General features: G+C 54.1%; 20 protein-coding genes and 1 riboswitch. Of the genes, 13 read left to right on the top strand and 7 right to left on the bottom strand.

From position 1 onward, the window contains the following. Positions 1-2: 2 nt before the first annotated feature. Positions 3-962 carry an LpxL/LpxP family Kdo(2)-lipid IV(A) lauroyl/palmitoleoyl acyltransferase gene (gene lpxL / locus K5L82_RS00310; protein ID WP_223132772.1) on the bottom strand — a complete coding sequence of 320 codons (960 nt, stop codon included), beginning with the start codon at positions 960-962 and terminating at the stop codon, positions 3-5. Between the two features lie 102 nt (positions 963-1064). On the opposite strand from lpxL, the gene waaA reads away from it, so the two are divergent. Continuing rightward, entirely contained in the window at positions 1065-2318 is a 1254-nt protein-coding gene (gene waaA / locus K5L82_RS00305; RefSeq protein ID WP_223132771.1) for a lipid IV(A) 3-deoxy-D-manno-octulosonic acid transferase, read from the top strand. A 48-nt stretch (positions 2319-2366) separates the two neighbouring features. Here waaA and K5L82_RS00300 read toward each other — a convergent pair whose 3' ends face one another. After that, positions 2367-3728 (bottom strand): TolC family outer membrane protein, encoded by a 1362-nt coding sequence (locus K5L82_RS00300; protein WP_133006503.1) that lies wholly within the window; start codon positions 3726-3728, stop codon positions 2367-2369. A 182-nt stretch (positions 3729-3910) separates the two neighbouring features. Continuing rightward, positions 3911-4024: riboswitch (TPP riboswitch) on the top strand. A gap of 80 nt (positions 4025-4104) precedes the next feature. Between K5L82_RS00300 and thiC the strand changes: the two genes are divergently transcribed. The 6 genes from thiC (at position 4105) to K5L82_RS00270 (ending at position 11153) form a co-directional block, all read left to right on the top strand. Further along, on the top strand, positions 4105-5982 hold the full coding sequence (gene thiC, locus K5L82_RS00295) for a phosphomethylpyrimidine synthase ThiC (protein WP_133006502.1): 1878 nt from the start codon (positions 4105-4107) through the stop codon (positions 5980-5982). Positions 5983-6231: 249 nt separating this feature from the next. Then, positions 6232-6852, top strand: a complete 621-nt coding sequence (locus K5L82_RS00290; protein WP_133006501.1) for an NUDIX domain-containing protein — start codon at positions 6232-6234, stop codon at positions 6850-6852. After that, entirely contained in the window at positions 6849-7334 is a 486-nt protein-coding gene (locus K5L82_RS00285; protein WP_133006500.1) for a DUF1249 domain-containing protein, read from the top strand. Before K5L82_RS00290 ends, K5L82_RS00285 begins: the two co-directional genes overlap by 4 nt. Before the next feature lie 176 nt (positions 7335-7510). Further along, positions 7511-8317, top strand: coding sequence for a 3',5'-cyclic-AMP phosphodiesterase (gene cpdA / locus K5L82_RS00280; protein WP_133006499.1), 807 nt, complete (start codon positions 7511-7513; stop codon positions 8315-8317). 142 nt (positions 8318-8459) lie between these two features. After that, complete coding sequence (locus tag K5L82_RS00275) at positions 8460-10541, top strand: T6SS phospholipase effector Tle1-like catalytic domain-containing protein (RefSeq protein WP_223132770.1); 2082 nt, start codon at positions 8460-8462, stop codon at positions 10539-10541. A 9-nt stretch (positions 10542-10550) separates the two neighbouring features. Beyond that, positions 10551-11153: a DUF2931 family protein gene (locus tag K5L82_RS00270; RefSeq protein ID WP_223132769.1), complete on the top strand. Its 603-nt coding sequence runs from the start codon at positions 10551-10553 to the stop codon at positions 11151-11153. 72 nt (positions 11154-11225) lie between these two features. On the opposite strand, the gene metE is transcribed toward K5L82_RS00270, so the two are convergent. Further along, on the bottom strand, positions 11226-13496 hold the full coding sequence (gene metE / locus K5L82_RS00265) for a 5-methyltetrahydropteroyltriglutamate--homocysteine S-methyltransferase (protein ID WP_223132768.1): 2271 nt from the start codon (positions 13494-13496) through the stop codon (positions 11226-11228). A 114-nt stretch (positions 13497-13610) separates the two neighbouring features. Between metE and K5L82_RS00260 the strand changes: the two genes are divergently transcribed. Genes K5L82_RS00260 through K5L82_RS00250 form a run of 3 tightly spaced genes read left to right on the top strand, consistent with a single transcriptional unit; the run spans position 13611 to position 16181 of the window. Further along, positions 13611-14501 (top strand): LysR family transcriptional regulator, encoded by an 891-nt coding sequence (locus K5L82_RS00260; protein ID WP_223132767.1) that lies wholly within the window; start codon positions 13611-13613, stop codon positions 14499-14501. A gap of 46 nt (positions 14502-14547) precedes the next feature. After that, on the top strand, positions 14548-14940 hold the full coding sequence (gene gcvH / locus K5L82_RS00255) for a glycine cleavage system protein GcvH (RefSeq protein WP_223132766.1): 393 nt from the start codon (positions 14548-14550) through the stop codon (positions 14938-14940). Positions 14941-14984: 44 nt separating this feature from the next. Then, positions 14985-16181 (top strand): class I SAM-dependent rRNA methyltransferase, encoded by a 1197-nt coding sequence (locus K5L82_RS00250; RefSeq protein WP_223132765.1) that lies wholly within the window; start codon positions 14985-14987, stop codon positions 16179-16181. A gap of 154 nt (positions 16182-16335) precedes the next feature. On the opposite strand, the gene K5L82_RS00245 is transcribed toward K5L82_RS00250, so the two are convergent. Then, positions 16336-16992, bottom strand: a complete 657-nt coding sequence (locus K5L82_RS00245; protein ID WP_223132764.1) for an HAD family hydrolase — start codon at positions 16990-16992, stop codon at positions 16336-16338. Between the two features lie 182 nt (positions 16993-17174). Here K5L82_RS00245 and K5L82_RS00240 point away from each other — a divergent pair, with 182 nt between their 5' ends. From K5L82_RS00240 to K5L82_RS00230, 3 genes are all read left to right on the top strand, one after another. Beyond that, complete coding sequence (locus K5L82_RS00240) at positions 17175-17705, top strand: RNA pyrophosphohydrolase (protein ID WP_114335856.1); 531 nt, start codon at positions 17175-17177, stop codon at positions 17703-17705. A 12-nt stretch (positions 17706-17717) separates the two neighbouring features. After that, entirely contained in the window at positions 17718-20015 is a 2298-nt protein-coding gene (ptsP, locus tag K5L82_RS00235) for a phosphoenolpyruvate--protein phosphotransferase (protein WP_223132763.1), read from the top strand. Positions 20016-20107: 92 nt separating this feature from the next. After that, a complete protein-coding gene (locus K5L82_RS00230) occupies positions 20108-21349 on the top strand; it encodes a patatin-like phospholipase family protein (RefSeq protein ID WP_223132762.1) in 1242 nt (413 codons plus the stop codon). An 82-nt stretch (positions 21350-21431) separates the two neighbouring features. Here the strand turns inward: K5L82_RS00230 and hslU are convergent, their stop codons facing one another. The 3 genes from hslU to K5L82_RS00215 form a co-directional block, all read right to left on the bottom strand. Continuing rightward, positions 21432-22760 (bottom strand): ATP-dependent protease ATPase subunit HslU, encoded by a 1329-nt coding sequence (gene hslU / locus K5L82_RS00225; RefSeq protein WP_133006489.1) that lies wholly within the window; start codon positions 22758-22760, stop codon positions 21432-21434. A gap of 11 nt (positions 22761-22771) precedes the next feature. Then, positions 22772-23302 carry an ATP-dependent protease subunit HslV gene (gene hslV, locus K5L82_RS00220; protein WP_133006488.1) on the bottom strand — a complete coding sequence of 177 codons (531 nt, stop codon included), beginning with the start codon at positions 23300-23302 and terminating at the stop codon, positions 22772-22774. Between the two features lie 62 nt (positions 23303-23364). Further along, positions 23365-24012 carry an SPOR domain-containing protein gene (locus K5L82_RS00215; protein WP_223132761.1) on the bottom strand — a complete coding sequence of 216 codons (648 nt, stop codon included), beginning with the start codon at positions 24010-24012 and terminating at the stop codon, positions 23365-23367. Positions 24013-24015: the final 3 nt, after the last annotated feature.

The following is a 24015-nucleotide window of genomic DNA, read 5'->3' as shown; positions in this document are numbered from 1 at the left end:
TGTTACCCCTTCTTCTTACTTTTTTTGTAAAAGCTTGGGTCATCTTTTGACGGCCGAGTTTTAAAACGGCGGTGCATCCAGAGATACTGATCCGGGGCTTTCCGAATTTCCTGCTCGATAATAGCGTTTATCCGGGTGGCATCGTCCAGATCATCGCCGCTTGGAAAGTTTTCCAGTGGCGGGTGGAAGTAAATGTCGTAGCCGGGTTTGTCTTCGCGGCGGAAGTGACTAAATGGCACCACGCGGCACTTGCTGCGATCCGCAATTCGCGATGTCGCTGTGATGGTGCCGGTCGGGATGCCAAAAAAGGGCGCGAAGACGATGTCTTTTCGACCATAGTCCTGGTCGGTGGCATACCAAACTGCATGATTCTTCTTCAGGCTGCGGAATAGGCCTCGCAAGTCTTTGGAGGATAAGACCGTCTCATAACGGCGGCCCCGTGCACGGGTCATCACCGCGTTAGTCAGAGGGTTGTTGTGGTCTCGTTGCATGACGTCCGCATCGATAAATTCGGTGACCAGGCTGCCGCCGAGGTCTAATGTGCTGTAATGACCGCCCAACAACAAAACGCCGTGACCATCTTCCATCGCCTTTTCAAGGTGTTCGAGGCCATGTACTTCGGTGATGCCAGTGAGCTTCTTAGGGTTACGGAACCAGGCAATTCCCAATTCCATCAAGCCGATGCCATTAGCTATAAAGGCTTTTCGAACAAGCTCTGCTTGTTCTGTTTCCGAAAGTTTTGGAAAGCACAGTCGAATGTTGACCTCGGTAATATGTCGACGACTTTTGGCCAGTTTCCATGCAAGTAAGCCGGCGATTTTGCCCAGCCACCACTGAAAACGAATGGGCAGTTGGGCAAACAGCCACATAATTGATATGCCCAGCCAAGTTGGCCACCAACGGGGGTGACGGTAAGCTGAGTAATCGGTGTTTCTGGGTTGTTTGCGGTACTTCTTGTTCAAAATCGTGAATCCTGAATCGACAAACGTTAAGCCTGAGGGCAAGATGCTGCCACTCGACAAATTTAGCCCTATGATAACGCACTGTTTTGCCGGGAGTCCTGCGTGTTTCATTTTATCTATTCTCAGCTGATCCGGCTGGTTTTGCCCTTTATCCTGATTCGGCTCTGGTGGCAGGGCCGGAAGGCACCCGCATTGCGTCGGGATTGGCAGCATCGCCTCGGCATGGTTCCAGAAATACTGGGACCGGTTATCTGGGTTCACGCTGTATCAGTCGGTGAAACCATCGCCGCAGGCCCCTTGGTTCGACGGCTCCTTGCAAAGGAATTGGGTGCAACCATACTGATGACCGCTATGACCGATACGGGGTTGGCTCAAGCACGCAAGATGTTTGGGGACAAAGTAGCCTATGCCTACGCTCCCTACGACACGCCCGGTGCGATTCGGCGTTTCCTGCAACGCGTGAACCCCGGTATTCTCGTTATTCTCGAAACCGAAATTTGGCCCAATATGATCCGTCAGTGCCGGCGGCGACGGGTGCCGGTTTTTCTGATTAACGCTCGGTTATCTGAACGATCTGCCCAAGGTTACGAGAAAGTGAGAGGGCTGGCGGGCCCGGTGATGAAAAGCATTAGTTGGGTGGCAGCACAGGCGGAGCCGGATGCTGAGCGTTTTCGGCGTATTGGGGTGGCAGCGGACCGTGTAGAAGTAACCGGCAGTGTAAAATTCGATGTGGATATCCCCGACGATGTCCGCAAGGCCTCCGAGGTTATTCGAAAAACGCTTGAGGGTCGTAAAGTCTGGATTGCTGGCAGCACCCACAGCGGTGAAGACGAGCAATTGCTATGTGCCCACCGGAGTATTCTTGAACAGCACGATGATGCGTTATTGATCATCGTGCCTCGGCACCCAGAGCGTTTTGATACGGTTGCAGCTATGGCCGAAGCAAAGGGTTATCGGGTAGCCCGTCGCTCACTTAGCGAGAATCCTCAGCAGGCTCAGGTTTATCTTGGGGACACCATGGGCGAGTTGATGACCCTGTATGGCGCCAGTGATATTGCTTTTGTCGGGGGCTCTTTGATTGAGCGCGGGGGGCACAATCCGCTGGAACCTGCCGCCTGGGGCATGCCGGTATTTTCCGGGCCTCACGTTTTCAATTTCGAAACCATTTATGACCGTTTGATTGCTGATCAGGGCGTGCAAATGGTTGAGGGGTGCCAGGATCTGGCCCAAGCCGTCAGTCGATTAATGTCCGATGCACAGGATTGCAAAGCGTACGGCGAACGAGCGCTGGCGGTGGTGAACAATAACCGGGGCGCGCTGGATAAAGTGGTCGAAGGGATCATCGAAAGGGTATAGCACCCGGGCCTAATTGCGGCCCGGGTGTCTTTGCAAAACCGGCGGGAATTACTCGGTGGGGTCTTCCAGAGTTTTGCCGTCGTTTGCCATCGCTTCAATACCGCGGGCACCTTCGCTGAGCCAGTTGTTTAGCTCGATCAGGTCCTGAGGGCTAAGTGTACCGGCGGTCTGCTTTAACTGCAGAGAGTTGATCACGTAGTCGTAACGGGCATTAGCGTAATCCCGAAGCGCCACGTAGAACGCCCGCTCGGCATCCAGAACTTCCACAATGTTCCGTGTACCCACATCGTATCCGGCGCGCGTTGCATCCAGAGCGCTGCGGCGGGAGATGATGGTCTGCTCAAGCGCAGAAGCGGTTTCCACGTTGTTGTTGACTGTCAGGAACAAACTGCGAGTATTCACCTGAACATCCCGGCGAACCGTGTTCAGATCCTGCTCGGCAACGGTAACCAGAGAGCGTTGTTGGCGAACACCGGCTTGAGTTCCGCCACCCATGTAAAGCGGTACGTTGAGTTGGAGTCCGATGACGCCCTGGGTACCTTCTTGCTGCGGCGTCTTCGCGTTTTCAAACTCGGTTTCACCGTAGGAAGCCACCAGATCAAGTGTCGGCATGTGGCCGGATTTCGCAACTTTCAGATTGGCTTCGCTGGCGTTCAGTTGATATATGGCTGCCTGGATAGACCAATTTTGATCCAGTGCCGTGGCTTCCCAAGATGCCGGGTCCATCGGGTTCGGTCGGCCTAACGGGAAGTTTTCCCGCAGATTTTCCAGATCGACGGCATATTCGCCGGTCAGGCGGGCAAGCTGCTCTCGGGCTACGTTCAGCTGGTTTTCAGCCGCGATACGCAGGCTCTTGCTGTCATCATAGCTGGCGCGGCCTTCATAGACCTCGGTAATGGCAATCAGGCCCACGTCATAGCGTTCTTGGGCTTGCTCGAACTGGCGCTGGATGGCCGCTTCGGTGGCTTGAGCGGTGGTCACCGTATCTTGGGCGCGCAATACGTTGAAGTAAGCTGTGGCCACATCAAGAATCAGTTGCTGCTGTGCCAGGTTGTATTGGGCTTGTGCGGCGTCGGTCTGGAACTGACTTGCGTCGTAGCGGAACCAGTTATCTGCCCGGAAAATAGGCTGGGTAAGTTGAACGCCGTAGTTCAGAGACTTATAGCTATCGCCAGGGCCATTATCTGCGTCGAAATCGACGTGATTGGCTTCGGCAAAGGCGCCGATCTGAGGCAGTAGTGTGCTCTTGCTTACGTCACTGGCGGCTTGCTGGGATTGAAACCTTGCCATGGCCGAAGCAATGCCGGAGTCGTAAGACAGCGCCTTTTCGTAAGTCTCCATCAAATCCAGAGAAAATGCAGGCTGAGCTGCAAGCAGGGTGATCAGTCCTGGAAGTAAGCGTTTTTTCATTGTATCTCCTGACAAACTGTCTCCGGGCATCCGTGATCTGGATACAAGGATCGGAAGGCCATCGTGTCGAAAGCTAATGCGACAGTATGGCCAAAAGTATCGGTGGCACATTATGGACAATAATGTGGCTCGTCTCTACACTTGAGATGCTCACACATTGTGTGAGCAACGAATTCTATATTCGCGTCTTGACGGGGTGCTGAATCGCCACAAACCGGCGATCGGCTGAGATTGCAACGCAGAACCCGCGACCTGATCCGGATAATACCGGCGTAGGGATTAAGATTGCACGATCAGTGCCAAATTGCCTAAAAGGGCGTTTGGGCAGTGTTCCGTCATGCGCGACCTGACACCTCAGATGTTACTGGGAGCAGACATGACGGACATACCAGCATACCTCAGCGACTCCGCAAAAGTGGATTCGGCAGCAATCAAACCATTACCAAGCTCACGAAAAATCTACGTGCAGGGTAGCCGAGCCGACATTCGGGTGCCAATGCGGGAAATTACGGTGGCCGACACCCCTACCGAGCTGGGCGGCGAGAAAAATCCGCCGGTGCTGGTGTATGACACGTCAGGCCCCTACACCGATCCAGATGCAAAAATTGATTTGCGTAAAGGTTTAGCACCGGTTCGCGCCAATTGGATTGCCGAACGTGGCGATGTAGAACCGCTGGACGGCTACACCTCCGAATTCACCCTCCGCCGCATGAAAGACCCATTGTTAGATCCGCTTCGGTTCATGGACGAGCGCAAACCGTTCAAAGCGAAGCCCGGCAAAAACGTCACCCAGATGCATTATGCTCGCCAAGGCGTCATCACTCCCGAGATGGAATACATCGCCATTCGGGAGAACATGAAACTGCAAGAGGCTCGTGAACAGGGATTGGCTGATGATCAGCATCCGGGCCAATCATTCGGTGCCAGCCTGCCCGCGGAGATTACCCCCGAATTCGTGCGTGACGAAGTCGCAAGAGGGCGTGCGATCATCCCTGCGAACATTAACCACCCGGAAACTGAGCCGATGATCATCGGTCGGAATTTTCTGGTGAAGATTAACGGCAACATCGGCAACTCTGCGGTTACTTCGTCCATCGAAGAAGAAGTCGAGAAACTCACTTGGGGTATTCGCTGGGGCTCAGACACTGTGATGGACTTGTCCACCGGTAAGAATATCCACGAAACTCGCGAGTGGATCATCCGAAACTCGCCGGTTCCCATTGGCACCGTGCCGATCTATCAGGCGCTTGAGAAAGTAGGCGGCGTTGCCGAAGACCTGACGTGGGAAATCTTTCGAGATACGTTGATTGAACAGGCAGAGCAGGGCGTGGATTACTTTACCATTCACGCGGGCGTGCGGCTGCACCACGTACCTCTGACTGCCAAACGTACCACAGGTATCGTCTCTCGTGGCGGCTCTATCATGGCGAAGTGGTGCCTGGCGCATCACAAAGAAAGTTTCTTGTACGAACACTTCGAAGACATCTGCGAAATCATGAAGGCCTACGATGTGTCCTTCAGCCTCGGTGACGGCCTCCGCCCTGGCTCCATTGCGGATGCCAACGACGAAGCCCAGTTCGGTGAGCTGGAAACCTTGGGTGAGCTCACCAAAATCGCCTGGAAACACGATGTTCAATGCATGATCGAAGGCCCCGGTCACGTGCCCATGCATTTGATTAAAGAGAATATGGACAAGCAGCTGGAATGCTGTGACGAAGCGCCGTTCTATACCCTCGGTCCTCTGACCACAGACATTGCTCCGGGTTACGATCACATCACTTCGGGCATTGGCGCGGCAATGATCGGCTGGTTCGGTTGTGCCATGCTCTGCTACGTCACACCAAAAGAACACTTGGGCTTGCCCAACAAGGATGATGTGAAAACCGGCATCATCACCTACAAAATCGCTGCCCACGCAGCCGATTTGGCGAAGGGCCACCCGGGCGCACAGATTCGTGATAACGCGCTGTCCAAAGCTCGGTTCGAGTTCCGCTGGGAAGACCAGTTCAACCTGGCGTTGGATCCGGACACGGCGCGGGAGTTCCACGACGAAACCTTGCCGAAAGACTCTGCCAAAGTGGCCCACTTCTGTTCGATGTGCGGGCCTAAGTTCTGTTCCATGAAAATCTCACAGGAAGTAAGGGATTACGCAGCAGAGCAGGGCATGGATGAGGTGAGTGCCATCGACGCAGGCATGCAGGAAAAATCCCGCGAGTTTGTCGAGTCTGGCTCTAAGCTTTACGACAAAGTCTGACTTTCGTACTTCACACCTCCCAGCCTGTTGGTTGGGAGATGTGAGCCGGGGTGGTGGGGCGGTTCAGAAAACGCTCGAGCCATCCTTGGGCGCTTCTGCTCCGCCGTCCCTGGCTCCGCAAATTTCTGAACCGCCCCACCACCCCGGCCCAATTAAACTTCTGTTTAACGCTGAGGCTTCGGCCGTAACTTGCAGCATCCCCACAATAACGGCTATCGTTCAAAACCGATTATCAAACCGGAAGAACCGATGCCACAACCGTTCCAGTTCACAGCCAACAACGTCAAAATCGAAAAACGCGAAACCGTCTTCCAGGGCTTCTTCCGCATGGACAAGCTCTGGCTGACCCACCCGCGTTTCGATGGCCGTGAAATGCCCATCTTCACCCGTGAACTCTTCATCCGCGGCGATGCCACCTGCGTACTGCCTTATGATCCAGAGCGCGACGAAATCGTATTACTAGAACAATTCCGGCTCGGCGCACTCGGGCGTAACCAATCACCCTGGTTACTCGAACTCGTTGCGGGCATGAACGAAGAGGGCGAAAGCCCGGAAGACGTTGCGAAGCGCGAAGGTCAGGAAGAAGCCGGGCTGAGCTTCAGCCGTTTGGATAAAATCTGTGACTACATGGTATCGCCCGGTGGCACTACCGAAATGATCCACCTGTATTGCGGCCAAATCAGTACAGTCAATGCCGGAGGCGTTTTTGGTGTCGAACACGAACATGAAGACATCCTTTCCCATGTGGTTTCGGCTGAAGAGACTTTCGCCATGATCGCCGATGGCCGAATCAACAACGCGGCCGCCATCATCGCCATTCAGTGGCTGCAACTAAACCGGGACCGGCTGCGAAAGGAGTGGCGGGCATGACCGAATGGGTAAAGCGTCCAAAGCGATACGTCCCCGACCTGCGTCAGCTTGGAGCACTGTGTGATGGTAACTACCATCGGCTACGTAAACTGAGGCAGCTTGACGCTGAAGACGAGGCCGTGTGTGAAATCGAATTGCATCGGGAAGATCAGTACCTGGGCCGAGTTCGGATCGAACGCATGCAAACTGCAAGGTTTACCGAAACCTTGTTACTTGAACAAATCCATAATAGCGGCCGGTGGCTGAACAATCCGAAAATGACCGTTCGTGTGTATCACGATGCCACCATGGCCGAAGTCATCAGTTGTTACCGCCATCGCCACATTGCCCCCGTGAACGATTACCCGAACCGCTTTATGCACCATCCCGATGAAAAAGTTCAGATCAACGGTTTTCTTGCTGACTGGCTGGATTATTGCCTGCGTTTTGGTCATTTGCCCTTGGAGCAGGCGGCTTGGACGGCTGGGCAGGGTGGAGACTGAACGGAAATTCCGTTACTGCTATCTTAGCCTGTCTCATGGTTGTCAAATACTGCAAAATATCAGGCGCAATTGGCGAAAATGTGACATAACCTTAAGTCATAGCCAATGTAATAAGCCACAGTCATCGTAAACTAAGAAAAATTCCAACCAGCCGCAAAGATAACAGCAGGGCTTGCATGACCCACTCTGATCCTAAGCACCCATTACGAGTGCTGCAGTTGACAGACCCTCACCTGACCGCGCAGTCAGACGGAGCCTTGCTGGGCGTTAACACCCGAGACAGCCTGGCGGCGGTCATCGAAGACGTGCTCAAGGAGCATGGGCAACCCGACTTGGTATTGGCCACGGGCGATATCTCTCAAGACGCTTCGGTGGAAGCTTACCGCTATTTTGGTGAGCAGCTGGAAGCCTTTGAATGTCCTTCTCTCTGGATCGCCGGCAACCACGATGATACGTCGCTGATGAATTCCATTGCAGCAGAGTTTCGAGCTGATCAGAGTGAATGGATGCAGGGCGGCTGGCACTTTGTCATGCTCGACTCTTCCGTTCATGGAAAAGTATTTGGTGAGTTGTCAGGCGAAGAGTTGGCTCATCTCGACAACGCGCTTTCTGAACAGCCCGAACTGCCTACAATGGTTTGCTTGCACCACCATCCAGTGGACATTGGTTCCGACTGGATGGAAAAGATTGGCCTTAAAACTCGAGAGGCCTTTTGGCGGATTATCGATAAACATCCGCAGGTGAAAGTCGTGCTTTGGGGGCACATCCATCAAGAGCTTCACCGACAACGGAATGGCGTTCAATTGCTCGCGACGCCCTCCACCTGCATCCAGTTCACCGCTGGAGCCAGTAACTTTTCGGTTGAACCGCGTGCACCGGGATATCGGTGGATCGAACTAAACCCTTCAGGAAATATTTATACAGAGGTGCGAAGGGCGACCCAGTTTGAGTTCGAACTGGACGAGAATAGTTCCGGGTACTGACCGCAAAACCCTCTCCTCCCTCAAATCCTCAGCATGCCATTGGAAGGCAGTTCACTGATCAGGGCGATCAGTTCGTTACAATAGCAACGTTGTGAATACGATTTCACAAGGATGAATGTCCTCAGTCAATGGATGACGAGCCATGAAGATTGTAAGTACCTGGGATTTGCGCGCCGCAGACCTGCCTGGGCTGGAATCTCCTTTTTTTGCAGCCTCCAAAACTAAAAGTCTGATCCTTGATCACGCACATAATGCTAACAACGGCGAACTTGAGCGCTTGCTTGGGCGATCCCGCGACTCTCCCGGTGGTAGCCGTGCCTCAAGAAGCTACCGTGCCGCGATGGTTGAGGAAGTCGTGCGTCGAATTGATGACGGCGAACTCTGGTTAGTCCATGAAGTTGTCGATGGTGAGCCTTCAGCTCCAGTAGTGTATTGGCGGAGCTCTGATGATGGGCAGGCGCAGTGGGCTTTAGATGACGGTATAGCTAACTCCGAAATACGCAGCAGCGTGGATGCACTGAACCGACACGGCATTACGCCGCAGCAACTCGCTTCCCAAGGCATCGGAGGTGTGGGGCACTTAGGTGCTAACCAGTTTGACGCTGAATATCGCGAGAAACAGCAAGAGGAGGCGCGCCAACAACGATCGACATCCGAAAACTCAAACACGAGTTTCCCCGCGCAGTCAGTGGCACCGCTTGCCCTATCCGCAGCGCTAAATAATGAACCCGAAACTACAAAAGTCCCTCAGGAAATTCACCTCGAAATCGGCATCTTTACCGATGGTACCTTGAATAACGCCGAGAATTCGAGGGAGCTGGAGGAGCGTGTGGCTAAGGAGTGTGTTCAGTCCTTCGAGCGAGGGGAGATATCGGAGGAGGAGTGTCAATATTGGGTGGGACTGGCGAGTGGTGGGAGCTACAGAAACACCCCGAGTAACGTGGCCAAACTTAGGGATTTATATGAGGAATCCAATAGCGTTGATGATACCGGGCTCACTTGGAGGTTTTGGGTATACGCTCCTGGTATTGGCACTAAAACGGGAGGAGGTGACTCCGCTGTTGGGGCGATCACGGGAATGGGAGAAACTGGGATTATTAGCCAAGTAGAAGATGCATTTTTGCAGGTCGCGCGACGAATATATGCATTCGGAGTGTCAGATGGCATAGCGAGTCTAACTATCGATTTGTTTGGTTTTAGCCGTGGCGCGGCTTCTGCACGCCATGCTGCATGCGAGATAAACCGGGGAGCAGAAGGTTCGCTTGGTCGGGCGTTGATGATGAAAGGGATAGGTTGGCCGGAGCGTGTGGTGATTCGTTTCGTCGGATTGTTTGATACCGTCTCGGCCGTCATCAATCCGGCTGCGTTGGATCTGTCGCCTAGTAACGATCGAAACGATCCGGTCAATGTTTATCTAGATCCGGGTAGTGTCAAGCATGCTGTTCATCTAGTTGCTGCTGATGAATACAGGGAAAATTTTGCATTGAACAGTTTGCGGAATGCGGATGGAGAGATTCCGAAAAACTTTAGAGAAATCGTTTTGCCCGGAGCGCATTCCGATGTTGGCGGGGGGTACCCAGATTCTCTTCGAGAAGATTTGATTATCAGTAAATATCATAAAGTCGATGATGACCGAACTGACAGGCCCGACCAAACGATGCAATGGGATAACCTGGAAGAGCTACAAGGCATCAAAATATCGGAAGGGTGGATCGGCGATTTTAGTTTGCCGGTCAGATCCTCTGAATACCATGATCCGAGCCCGGAAGAGCTAGGTCCGTTCGGCGATGCTAGTTTAGAAATTTATAAGATCAAATCTGAGCACCCAACCCCGCGCGGGCGTGTAGAGTTGGTTTTGAGGATGGTGCGCAACATCCGGGGTGAATACTCAAGAGTAGCGCTCCATCTTATGCGAACGTTAGCTGCTCAGACAGGGGTTCCGTTCCAGCATTTGGGCTTCGATAGTCCTGTTGGGCGACTGCCCAATGACTTAATCGCTATTTCGCGGGAAATCACGGGAAAAGTTGTTGCAGGAGAGGATAAAATTCAATTAAGAGCAGACCAGAAAAATTTAATTCGGCAGCGATACACCCACCATTCCGTCAATTACGACCCGCTTAAATTTGTGCTAAAGGACGCACTGTTTCAGCTGCGTCTAGGCCGAAATTTTAGTCCAAACGCTCCAGTGAGTTCTGGTGAACGAATTATCCATCGCAATCTTTGAGAATGGCTTATGCGAATCTTGGTAGCTATCGTGACGTTCATGACCGCAACTCTTCTAACGGGTTGTGTTTCTTGGAGTGGTGAAAAAAAACACTGGGATCTTACTGTTGCTGCGCCCGAGCGCTATCACATGTGGTTGATCGATGCGCATTTGGAAAAGTCGGGGGTCAGAAGCTGGCGTGGGCCAGTAGGGGGAGGGGTTGAATGTTGTTGGAAAGGCGACGACGGTCCTTTTGGGTCGGGTGGAAGTATGGAGCCATTTCCCAACTTAATTGCATTGCATTGGTTTTCGTTTGCTGAACAGAAGTACTACTCCGCATTCATCCGAGTGCCTCCGGATTTGGAAGAGCGTATGGCCGAGCCCGCGCTTACATATACTCAAAAAGGTGATGAACGCTATCTCCCAAGATATAACTTGGTTCTGGGATTAGCCCCCGGTGGCGAAGTTGTTGTCTGGATAATGAGCCAATTTTCGAATGCGGTGGAGGTGTTGAGAGTTCCTGCGAAAGAAGTGCCAGGGGATCCGGCAGACTTTGCCGGTTTAACGAAAGCTTATCTCGAAGAGCACGGTGCCTACCTCAAAGAACACGGCGTACCCTTAGAAGGTTGGTAAACCATAACCTTGCTCATTCGTCGAAAATAAAAAGAGGGTGCGCCACAAGGCGCACCCTCTTCGCAGTTCCATTTAAGCCCGCAACGCCTGCGCCGCGGCCACCATGGTCTCCAGAGCGGGAGTCACTTCCTCCCACTTCCGCGTTTTCAGTCCGCAGTCCGGATTAATCCACAACCGTTCCGCCGGAATCCGCTCCGCGGCAAGTTTCATCAGATTGATGATTTGTTCCTTGTTAGGAACATTGGGCGAGTGAATGTCATAGACTCCGGGCCCGATGTCGTTCGGGTACTCAAAGCTCTTGAACGCGTCCAGCAGCTCCATGTCAGACCGTGACGTTTCGATGGTAATCACGTCGGCATCCATACGAGCGATGGCCTCGATGATGTCGTTGAACTCTGAGTAACACATGTGCGTGTGAACCTGTGTGCTGTCCTCTACTCCGTTGGCGGCGATGCGGAAGCTGTTAATGGCCCAATCCAGATAACCTTCCCAGTCCGACTGACGTAGTGGCAAACCTTCACGCAGAGCGGCTTCGTCAATTTGAATGATACCCACGCCCGCTTTTTCCAGATCCTGAACTTCCTCGCGAATGGCCAGTGCCAGTTGCAGGCATGAATCCTTTCGGGGTTGATCGTCACGGACGAACGACCAGTTCAAGATGGTCACCGGGCCCGTCAGCATGCCTTTCACTGGCTTGTCAGTCAGTGACTGGGCGTAACGGATCCAGTCAACGGTCATGGCTTTCGGGCGGCGGATGTCACCGAATAGGATCGGCGGTTTAACGCAGCGCGAACCGTACGATTGCACCCAGCCGAAGCGAGTAAAAGCGTAGCCTTCTAACTGCTCGCCGAAGTATTCAACCATGTCGTTTCGTTCGGCTTCGCCGTGAACCAACACATCCAGACCCAGGGCTTCCTGATTACGAATGCAGCGTTCGATTTCTGCCTTCATTTGAGCTTCGTAGTCGGCTGCAGCTAAATCCCCTTTGCGGAATTGCAGGCGTGCCTGGCGGATTTCCTGAGTTTGTGGAAATGACCCAATGGTCGTGGTCGGAAACGCAGGTAGCTGAAGTTTCTCTTGCTGCAGCGCGATACGCTGCGCGTAAGGGTTTTGACGATTGCCGAGCTCTGCGTTGATCTCCGCGACTGCCGCTCGAACGTTTGGGTTTGTAACGCGAGTAGAGTTGCGGCGGCTGTCGATGGCTTCCTGATTGTGCGTTAGTTGCTGGAGTACTGCTTCACGTCCTTCGTTCAGAGCGCGGGTGAGTACCTGCAGCTCGTCCAACTTCTGCAAAGCAAAGGCCAGCCAGTTTTGGATTTCGGGATCCAAGCCGGTTTCCTGAGACAAGTCGACGGGTACGTGTAGCAGTGAGCAAGACGGTGCCAGCCACAGGCGATCACCCAGTTTTTCATGCACCGGTTCCAACCAATCCAGCGTTTTATTCAGATCGGTTTTCCAGATATTCCGGCCACTGATCGCGCCGAGCGATAGAACCTTGTGCGTTGGCAGCCAGTCGGCAATGCGGGTTACCTCATCCGGTGCACTGATGGCATCGAGATGAACTCCGGCTACCGGCAGCTCGCATGCCAGTTGCAAATTGTTGCGCAGCTCGCCGAAGTAAGTCGCCAGCAGCAGTTTCGGGCGATTCGTTTTCAGTTGATGATAGGCGAGGTTAAAAGCATACCGCCAGTTGGCATCCAGCTCTGTGACCAGAGCAGGTTCGTCAATCTGAACCCACTCAGCGCCGGCATCGGCGAGAATTTCCAGCAATTGCGAATAAGCGGGCAGTAGACGCTCCAGTAAATCCAGGCGGTTGCTGTCGTCGGACGTTTTACCGAGCCATAAATAGGTGACCGGGCCAATGATAACCGGCTTCGCGGCAACACCCTGCTGCTGTGCTTCAGCCAGCTGGTTGAGCAGCCGCTCCGGGTTGAGCTTGAACTCGGTGTCGGCGGTGAACTCCGGCACGATGTAGTGATAATTTGTGTCGAACCACTTGGTCATTTCGCCAGCTGCAATGGCGCAACAGGGGCTGTCATTAGCGCTTCGGCCGCGGGCTGCGCGGAAATAGGCATCTAACTCGTTACCCTCTTTATCCGCCGCACGAGCCGGCAGATTGCTCAGCGTCACAGACATGTCGAGCACTTGATCGTAGAGGGAAAAGTCGCCCACGGGCACAAAGCCGAGGCCAGATTGCTGTTGCCAATGGGTTTGGCGCAACTCAGCGGCCTTTGCGGCCAAATCTTGCTCGGATTTACGGCCGGCCCAGTAATGTTCCAGTTCGAATTTTAGCTCTCGTTGACCGCCGATGCGCGGAAAACCTAGATTGTGCGTTGTCACCATGATGCTGTCCTTAGTGGTTTATGCTGTCAGTAGGAGAGCTAGATTAGAAAGTTTCTGTGATGAATAAAAATGGTATTATCTCAACAATCCATGAGAAAAATTCACGGTTAGAGCATGATTGAACGCAGTCACTTAGAGATATTTCGAGCGGTTGAGCGGCAGGGTTCGCTCACCGCTGCGGCCGAGCAGCTGCATTTAACGCAATCCGCGTTGAGCCACGCGATTCGGAAGCTGGAGCAGCAATTGGGAACGCCGGTCTGGTTGCGAGAAGGACGGCAGCTGCGGTTTACCCAAGCAGGTGAGCAACTGCTGTCGCTCGCCAACCGGCTTCTGCCGCAATTTGAGCACGCTGAAATGCTGGTCGGGCAAGTGGCCAAGGGACAGCGTGGCAGCTTGCGCGTGGGTATGGAGTGCCACCCGTGTTACCAGTGGTTATTGAAGGTAGTCGGCCCTTATTTGCAGCGGTGGCCAGATGTTGATGTGGATGTGAAACAAGAGTTCCAGTTCGGCGGAATGGGTGCTTTGTTCGGCCATGATATCGATTTATTGGTGACGCCGGATCCTCTGCATCGCCCTGGTGTGTGCTTTGAGCCCGTGTTCGATTATGAGCAAGTTTTGGTGGTGGCGAGCGATCATCCGTTGGCGGTCAATGAGTGGGTAGAGCCAAATCAGTTAGCAAGAGAAACGCTGATTACCTATCCGGTAGCGCCGGAGCGACTCGATATTTTCACCCGATTCTTTTTACCTGCTCATGCTGCGCCTGCTTTTCATAAAACGATCGAAACAACCGATATCATGCTGCAGATGGTTGCCGCGGGCCGTGGTGTGTCGGCTTTGCCGCGTTGGCTAGTGGATGAGTACGCACAGAAAATGCCGATTAAGGCGCTGCAGTTGGGCAAAGAAGGCATGCCAAAACAGATATTTTTGGGCTTTCGGGAGCGGGATCAAGAGGTAGATTATCTGGTTGCATTTATGAAGTTGGCCCGTAGCATTCGCTGGAACTAAGCTCTTCGGTTAAACTGCGCAAAAATTTCAACAGGACACACAAATTATGAGCAATATCCCTGCGGATCTTAAATATATTGATACTCACCAGTGGGTGCGGGTTGAGGCTGATGGTACGGCCACCGTAGGTATCACCGATTTTGCCCAAGAGCAGTTGGGTGATGTGGTTTATATCAGCGTGCCGGAAGTGGGCGCTACGGTCAATGGTGGTGAGGAAGCGGGTGTTGCGGAGTCGGTAAAGTCGGCTTCGGATGTGTTTAGCCCGGTAACTGGTGAGGTTCTTGAGGTGAATGAGAAACTTGAGGATGAACCGGAAATCGTCAACGATGATCCTTATGGCGAAGGCTGGATGTTCAAGGTTAAGCTGTCGGATGAAGGCGAGCTGGATGGCCTGATGGATCCTGATGCTTACGCTGAGCACGTGGCTTCAGAAGGCTAAATCGCACTAAATTACCCCAGCCCAATTTTTCAGGTAACTAATTAATGGATTTCCCGATTTTATATCTGCGCAAAGGCGCAGAACGCCGTCTCCGTGCTGGCCACTTGTGGGTTTACAGTAACGAGGTGGATATCAAACGCAGCCCGTTAACCGAGTTCGAAGCCGGTGTACAGGCGCAGTTGCGGGCGTCGAACGATAAGCCATTGGGTACGGTGTTTGTGAACCCCCATGCGTTGATTTGTGGGCGTTTGATCAGTCGGGAACCTGCGCAGGGAATGACGCCCAAGCGGTTGACGGATCGGATGGAGGCGGCGCTTTCGTTGCGGGAGCGGTTGTTTGCTAAGCCGTTTTATCGCTGGGTGTTTGGTGACAGCGATGGTTTATCTGGTTTGGTGGTGGATCGTTTTGATGACGTTGTGGTGGTGCAGATTTCCACAGCGGGCATGGAGCTGATGAAAGACGCCATTGTGCGGGCGGTTCAGCGTTTGGCGCATCCTCGCGTGGTGGTGCTGAAGAACGATGGCAAGATGCGCAAGGTGGAAGGGCTTTCCAGCTACGTGGAATTTGCTCATGGCCCCGAGACAGACGTTTTGCGGGTTGAAGAAAACGGCGCGCAGTTTGAAGTGCCATTGGCAGGCGGGCAGAAGACGGGGTGGTTTTACGATCACCGGATGAACCGTCAGCGGCTGCAGGCCTATGCGCCGGGTAAGCGGGTGCTGGATGTGTTCAGTTACGTGGGCGGTTGGGGTATTCAGGCCGCGTGTGCCGGTGCTTCCCAGGTGACTTGTGTCGATGCTTCATCATCTGCGGTGGATTCGGTACATCACAATGCCAAGCTGAACGGGTTGGATAATGTGGACACCCTTGAAGGCGATGCTTTTGATGCGTTGAAAGCGCTGGCGGACGAGAAAGAAAAGTTCGACATCGTGGTGCTGGACCCACCCGCGTTGATCCCGCGTCGTCGTGATCAGAAAGCCGGTGAGCAGGCTTATGCCCGGTTGAATCAGCTGGGTTTGCGGTTGCTTGAGCGGGATGGGCTGCTGGTGTCTGCGTCTTGTTCCATGCATTTGTCGCAGGAAAAGCTGATCGACATCATCCGCGGTAGCGGGCGCAAGATTGATCGTTTTGTGCAGTTGCTGGAGCAGGGGCATCAGGCACCGGATCATCCGGTTGTGCCGGGGATTCCTGAAACCGATTACATCAAATCTTGCTTCGTGCGCTCGCTGACCGGTTTTCTGTAAAGGTAGCAAGCTTCCGCGCAAAGTAGGTCGCCGGTGGGACACTCTTCCGGGATCGTCAAAATCAGGGAAGATTTTGTCGAGCGTACACGGATGTATTCACCGCGTATCCCGGAAGAGTGTCCCACCGGTGGCCGGCCGAGCGGACTCTAAAACCTCAGTCCCGAAGCGACATCACCGGCCAGCCACTCTCAATCGCCAGTTTCTCCAGTGTTGGGTCTGGGTCCACGGCCACCGGGTTCTGCACCAATTTCAGCAGCGGCACATCATTGTGCGAATCGCTGTAAAACCAAGCGCCGTCCAAAGTCTCATCGAAGGCTTCTAGCCAGTCGTTCAGGCGCACCACTTTGCCGTCCTGAAAACTCGGTGTTCCCGCCACTTCGCCGGTAAACCGGCCGTTCACCAACTCCGGTTCAGTCGCAATCAGGTAATCAACGCCTAAAAGCTCTGCAATCGGCTCGGTAATAAACCGATTGGTGGCGGTAATGATCATCAGCGTATGGCCTTGCGCCCGGTGATCAGCCAGCAACGTCGCGGCTTTCTCCAGCATCATGGGCTGTACTTTTTTCGCCATGAACGTTTCACGCCAGGATTCCAACTCCTCCATGCTGTGAGTGGACAGCGGTTGCAGAGCAAATCGCTGGTATTCGAAAACGTCCAGCTCGCCATTCAGGTATTCCTGATAGAAACGGTCGTTTGCCTGGCGGTACACTTCTTCGTCCACCAAACCCTCTTCCACCAGAAACTCGCCCCACGCGTGGTCGCTGTCGCCGGCCAGCAGGGTATTATCCAAATCAAAAATTGCGAGCGTCAAGCCGCGTCCTCCCATTGTCACAGGCTTTTAAACAAAGCTGACAGTCTAGCACGGCTTTCACAAGGTATGTCGCACGCAGTGGCGTTTGCTGAACCATTGGGTTTCTGTAAGAATGAGAGCAACTTGGACAAATTTCGTCGGTTGGAAAAGCAGCCGGCCACCGACTATGCGAGGACTGTGCCGTGATCGACTCAGACGGTTTCAGACCCAACGTCGGAATCATTCTGGCCAACCACAGGGGCGAAGTGCTCTGGGCGAGGCGAATAGGGCAGGACTCCTGGCAATTTCCGCAAGGCGGTATTAATCCGAATGAGTCGCCTGAAGAGGCCTTGTACCGGGAGCTGGAAGAGGAAATTGGCCTGAGTGCCAATGATGTGGAGATCATCACATGTACACGAGGGTGGCTAAGGTACCGGCTGCCCAGAAGGATGGTACGCCACAACTCGCACCCCGTATGTGTGGGGCAAAAACAGAAATGGTTCCTGCTGCGGATGTTGTCACCAGATGCGCATGTTCGCGTAGATGGTACAGATTCACCTGAATTTGACGGTTGGCAGTGGGTTAGCTACTGGTACCCGTTGGGACAAGTGATTTCATTTAAACGAGAAGTGTACAGGCGCGCGCTGAGAGAACTGGCCCCCAGACTGTTTCATAATATGGAACAGTGGCAAAAAGGAGAGTCAAACCGGCGTTTGAAGGAACACCAAAAATGATGGATTAGCCCCATGCTCGGCATCTTGCGAAGTATCGTACAAGAGGTAAACAGCGCCCGTGATCTGAACGAGGCACTCGATATCATTGTCTCGCGAGTGCAAAAAGCAATGGGAACCGAAGTCTGTTCGGTGTACCTGCTGGACCCCGCCTCAAACCGCTACATCCTAATGGCCACCGAAGGTCTGTACAAAGACGCGGTGGGCAATGTCAGTCTGGCCCATTCTGAGGGACTTGTCGGACTTGTCGGCTCCCGTGAGGAGCCCATCAACCTCGAAGATGCGCCTTCCCACACGCGTTATCGCTACTTCCCGGAAACCGGTGAAGAGCGCTTTAGCTCATTTCTTGGTGTGCCCATCATTCACCATCGCGCGGTATTGGGCGTTCTGGTGGTGCAGCAGCGAGAAAGCTCCCGATGCTTTGATGAGGGTGAAGAAGCCTTTCTGGTAACGATTTCGGCTCAATTGGCCGGGGTCATTGCCCACAGCGAAGCCACAGGTGCCATCAGCGGCCTGTCATTAACCGGTGAAGAAGCCCACGACGTGTGTTTTAACGGGGTGCCCGGCGCGCCCGGTGTCGCCATCGGCACAGGCACGGTGGTTTATCCCTCCGCCGACCTTGATGTTGTTCCGGATAAGCCCTCCGACGATATTGACCGCGAGCTGGAACTGTTCTGGAGCGCGGTTCAAGCGGTCAAAGAAGATATCCAACGTGTGGCCAACCGATTGGCTTCGCAGCTTCGTCCGGAAGAGCAGGCATTATTCGATGTCTATTTGCGAATGCTGGATGAAAGTGCACTTCCCGGCGAAGTGGTCAGCAAAATTCAAGAAGGCATTTGGGCACAAGGTGCCCTGAAACAGGTGATTCAGCAGTACATACGCCATTTCGAACTGATGGACGATTTGTATCTGCAGGAGCGGGTGGTGGATATCCGCGATCTGGGGCGCCGCTTGTTGTCGCACATGCAGGAAGGCGAACAGAAGCATCTGGAATACCCCGAACGCACCGTATTGGTCAGCGAAGAACTGACCCCTGCGATGCTGGGCGAAGTGCCGAAAGGCCAGCTGGTGGGGTTAGTTTCGGTCAAAGGCTCTAGCAACTCCCACGTAGCTATTTTGGCCCGAGCGATGGGTGTACCAACCGTTATGGGGCTGGTGGATATACCTGTCAACCAGTTGGGCGGTCGTGAACTGGTGGTGGACGGCTTCGAAGGGCAAATCTTCGCTTCGCCTTCTGCTGACCTTCGCGCGTTCTATCAGGCGATTTGTGAAGAAGAAGATGAGCTGTTCCGCGGGCTGGAAGAGCTGCGGGATAAGCCCTGCGAAACCCTGGATGGCCACCGGGTGCCCTTGCTGGTGAATACCGGCCTGATGACCGATGTGGTGCGTTCATTGTCTCACGGCGCCGAAGGCATAGGCCTGTATCGCACCGAAGTGCCGTTCATGATTAAAGACCGCTTCCCGTCGGAACAAGAGCAGCGGGAATACTATCGCGAGCAGTTGGAAGCCTTCGCTCCGAATCCTGTCACCATGCGGACGCTGGACATTGGCGGTGACAAAGCGCTGACGTATTTCCCGATTCAGGAAGAAAACCCGTTCCTGGGTTGGCGTGGCATCCGGGTGACATTGGATCACCCTGAGATCTTTTTGTTGCAGGTCAGGGCTATGCTTAAAGCCAGTGAGGGCTTGAACAATCTGCAAATCATGCTGCCCATGATCAGCAACGTCTCCGAGGTGGAAGAATCGCTGCACCTGATCTATCGGGTTTATCACGAAGTCCGGGAAGAAGGGTACGATGTCCACATGCCCAAAGTGGGCGTGATGATCGAAGTGCCGGCCGCGGTGTATCAGATTCGTGAACTGGCTGATCGCGTGGATTTCGTGTCGGTAGGCTCCAACGACCTCACGCAGTATCTGCTGGCGGTCGATCGCAATAACCCGCGGGTTGCTCAGCTGTATCATTCATACCATCCGGCGGTTCTGCAGGCCTTGGTGCGCATTGCGCAAGACACCCATGCTGTGGGTAAGCCAGTCGGCATTTGTGGCGAGCTCGCGGGTGATCCGGGGGGAGCCTTGCTGCTAATGGCCATGGGGTACGACTCGTTATCGATGAACGCGGCCAGCCTACCGAAAGTGAAATCGGTGATCCGAAGCGTGGATCGCGAATGGGCTGTTCAGTTGCTGCAAGACGTTCTGCTGCTGGATTCGCCCCACGTTATAAAAAGTTGTGTCGATCTGGCCCTTAGAAACGCGGGCTTCGGCCGATATCTTCGCCCTGTAAAAACGCCGGTGTGTGAGCCGGCCACGCTCTGACCTGCTGCTTTTGCGGTTAGTGTGTTTACTCTAAAATCAATTGGTAGCTTAGTACTGTTAATCTGACCTGTAGTACCTACAAAGGATAGTTGATGACAGACGCGACCGGACTCAAGCCCACGCCCAAAATAGGCCTCGCCCTTGGTGGCGGAGGGCCGTTAGGTGGTATTTACGAGATCGGCGCATTGCGGGCGCTCGACGAAGCGCTTGATGGCCTCGACTTTAATGATCTGAATGTCTACGTTGGCGTAAGCTCCGGCTCGTTTGTTGCGTCCCACTTGGCCAATCAGGTGACCACTGCGCAGTTGTGCCGAATTTTTGTGCGCAATGAGGCCGAGGTACACCCGTTCCATCCGGATGTGTTCTATCGCCCCGCGTTTCGCGAGATAGGCAGTCGCTTGTTAGCGGTGCCCCGGCTATTGAGCACGGCGGTTAGCCGCTTCATTAACAATCCCTACGACCAAAGCTTACTGGAAGCCCTGACCATTCTGGCTCAGGCCGCGCCAGCCGGGTTGTTTGATAACGAAGGGCTGCATGATTACCTGCGTCGCGCGTTTACCATGCTTGGCCGCACCAACGATTTCCGGCAACTCAAGCGCAGCTTGTATATTGTTGCAGCGGATGTAGAGAGTTCCGACGCGGTCTGCTTTGGCGCGCCCGGTTTGGACCACGTGCCGATTTCCAAAGCAGTACAGGCCAGCACGTCCTCGCCGGGGCTATATGTACCGGTGGATATTGATAGCCGCTATTATGTGGATGGCACGCTTCGGAAGGGGTTGCATGCGTCCGTCGCGTTTGAGGATGGAGCCGATCTGGTTTTTGCCATCAACCCGCAGGTGCCCATCGATGCCAGCGCCGCCGTTCGTGCAGGCTCGTTGAAGGCCGGTGATCTGACGCACTCCGGTATGCCGAATCTGTTGTCCCAAACCTTTCGGACGATGGTGTATTCACGCATGCAGTCGGGGATTGCCCAGTACGCTAGAGACTACCCGGATAAAGAAATTTTACTGTTCGAGCCCACGCGGGACGACGCCAAGCTGTTCTTCTCCAACGTATTCAGCTTTCAGAGCCGCCGAATGGTGTGTGAACATGCTTATCAGATGACGCGCCGCGATCTTCTGAATCGTGCGGATGAGCTGGAGCCGAAGCTAGCGCAGTATGGCATCAAGCTACGCCGTGACCGGCTCGAAGACGAGCAGCGCACCATCAGCACCAGTTTGTACGGTGAGCTTTTACCGCTGTATGTGGCCAAAGGTCGGAAAAAGCAGGCGCAGAAAGGTCGCTTGGCAAGTGGACTGAGCAACGTAACGCATCTGTTTTCCAAGGCGCAGTGATGGGATAAGCCCATAAGCGAGCAGATACAAAAAAGCCCGGATGATTGACGTCATCCGGGCTTTTTTGTTGGAGGTTAGACCGTTACAAGATGAACCGGCTCAAATCCTCGTCTTCGGCAAGTACGCCCAGCTTTTCGTTAACGTAGTCAGCCGTTACCTCAAAACCGTCAGTAACCTGATCGCCGGCTTCGAACGACAAGCTTTCCAGCAAGCGCTCTAGTACCGTGTGCAGGCGTCGGGCACCGATGTTCTCTGTGGTTTCATTCACCTTGCAGGCAATCTCTGCAATGCGGGCAATGGCATCTTCTGCAAAGTTTAACGTTACACCTTCCGTGCCCATCAGCGCTTCGTACTGTTGTACCAAGGAGGCATCCGGTTCGGTCAGAATCCGCTTAAAGTCATCCGGTGTCAGCGCTTGCAGCTCAACCCGGATCGGCAAGCGGCCCTGAAGCTCTGGGATCAAATCCGAAGGCTTGGATAGATGGAATGCACCCGAGGCAATGAACAGAATGTGATCGGTCCGAACCGCGCCGTATTTGGTGCTCACGGTGCTGCCTTCAATCAGGGGGAGCAGGTCACGCTGAACCCCTTCACGGGATACGTCCGACGAAGTGTTTTCAGAGCGCTTGGCCACCTTGTCGATCTCGTCCAGGAACACGATACCGTTTTGCTCAACGGCCAACAGGGCCTTCTGCTTGATCTCTTCTTCGTTCACCAGCTTGGCGGCTTCTTCTTCCTTCACCCGCTTCATGGCGTCGGCCACTTTCATCTTGCGGGTTTTGCGCTTGTCTGAGGCCATGTTCGAGAACATGCTCTGGAGCTGATTCGTCATCTCTTCCATGCCCGGTGGCGCCATAATTTCAACGCCGGCACCGCTGCTGCTCAGATCAATGTCGATTTCCTTGTCGTCCAGATCGCCTTCGCGAAGTTTCTTGCGGAACATCTGGCGGCTGGCTGAATCGTTATCCCGAGCGGCGTCTTCGTTGAAATCACGCGCAGGCGGCAGCAGAGCATCCAGAATGCGATCTTCGGCCGCGTCCAAGGCCTGGTTCTCGTGGCGTTTCATCTCCTGTTCACGGAGCATCTTAACGGCCATATCCGACAGATCACGGATAATGGATTCCACATCGCGGCCCACATAACCCACTTCGGTAAACTTCGTGGCTTCCACCTTCAGGAAGGGGGCATCGGCCAGTTTCGCCAAGCGGCGGGCGATTTCGGTTTTACCGACACCGGTGGGGCCGATCATTAAAATGTTTTTCGGTGTAATTTCATCGCGCAGGCTGCTGTCCAGCTGCATTCGGCGCCAACGATTACGCAAGGCGATGGCGACGGCGCGCTTGGCCTCTTGCTGGCCCACGATGTGTTTGTTCAGTTCGTGAACGATTTCACGGGGAGTCATTGCAGACATGGTCGCTCCGGTCAGTCTTGTATGGGCAGCACTTCGAGAGTGCGGTTCTGGTTGGTGTAGATGCAGATGTCTCCTGCAATTTCCAGAGCCTTCTCGGCAATTTCGTGTGCACTCAGATCGGTGTTTTCAAGCAACGCGCGGGCAGATGCCTGAGCAAAGGGGCCGCCGGAACCAATGGCAATCAAGCCTTGTTCGGGCTCAATTACATCGCCATTACCGGTAATAATTAACGAGGCGGTTTTGTCGGCCACGGCCAGCAGGGCTTCCAGCTTGCGCAGCGCACGATCGGATCGCCAGTCTTTGGCGAGCTCCACCGCCGCTCGGGTCAGGTTGCCTTGATGCTTTTCTAGTTGGGCTTCGAAGCGCTCGAAAAGAGTGAAAGCATCGGCAGTGCCGCCAGCAAACCCGGCAATGACTTGGCCGTTATACAGTCGGCGAACTTTACGGGCATTGCCTTTCATGACGGTGTTGCCCAGTGAAACCTGGCCATCACCTCCCATAGCGACTTCGTCGTCACGACGGACGGAAACAATCGTAGTCATTTTGGCTCCAGTTGCCTGATGAAGATTGGTATCCAGACGTTATGGAGGCGCTTGAAGTGAATTCAACCTTTCTTGGGAATCTTTCGAACCAGAGGTTGAATATTTATGCCCACCAGCTTATCAACAGCGGAGCTCATCTGGCTTCGAGAAGTGAAGGGGCCCACATTTACGCGGTACCACTGACTGCCGTTGTCCTGAACCACGTGTTGAACGTGCGCGCGCAAGCCTTGAAAGGCGATCTGGGCGCGCTGGCGCTCGGCATCTTGCTTGCTGCGGAACGAGCCAGACTGAACCACATAGTCGTAGGCCTGTTTGGCGGGGCCAGGGGTGTATTCTTCAACCTTGGGCGGAACCACTTCGGATTCCGGCAGCATTTCGTAGAACCGGAAATCGCGCTCTTTGCGGGCGGTTTGCGCCGGGGGCTGCTTCTGAGGCGCTTGAGGTTGTGTTTGCTGTGCCTGTGAGGGTGACGACTGTTGAACCTCCTGCCCCGTAGGCAGGGTGTTCAAATACACAATGAAGCCCATAAAGCCGCCCACAGCGGCCAGGGATAGAATCCACTTCACAGATAAGCCACCCTGTTGGGAGTGCGAAGGTGCACTGCGTTTCGGCTTGGCCGCAGACTTTTTGCCTGACTGGGCATTTCGCTTTCGGGGCGCAGCAGCACCTCTGCCGGAAGGGCGGTCTTTCTTGGCATAATCTCTGGCCATGAG

Origin of the sequence: Marinobacter sp. AL4B, assembly GCF_019916045.1 — a bacterium.
Taxonomy (GTDB): Bacteria; Pseudomonadota; Gammaproteobacteria; order Pseudomonadales; family Oleiphilaceae; genus Marinobacter.
The sequence above is the reverse complement of the archived record's forward strand: the minus strand, read 5'-3'. Positions and strand labels throughout refer to the sequence as shown.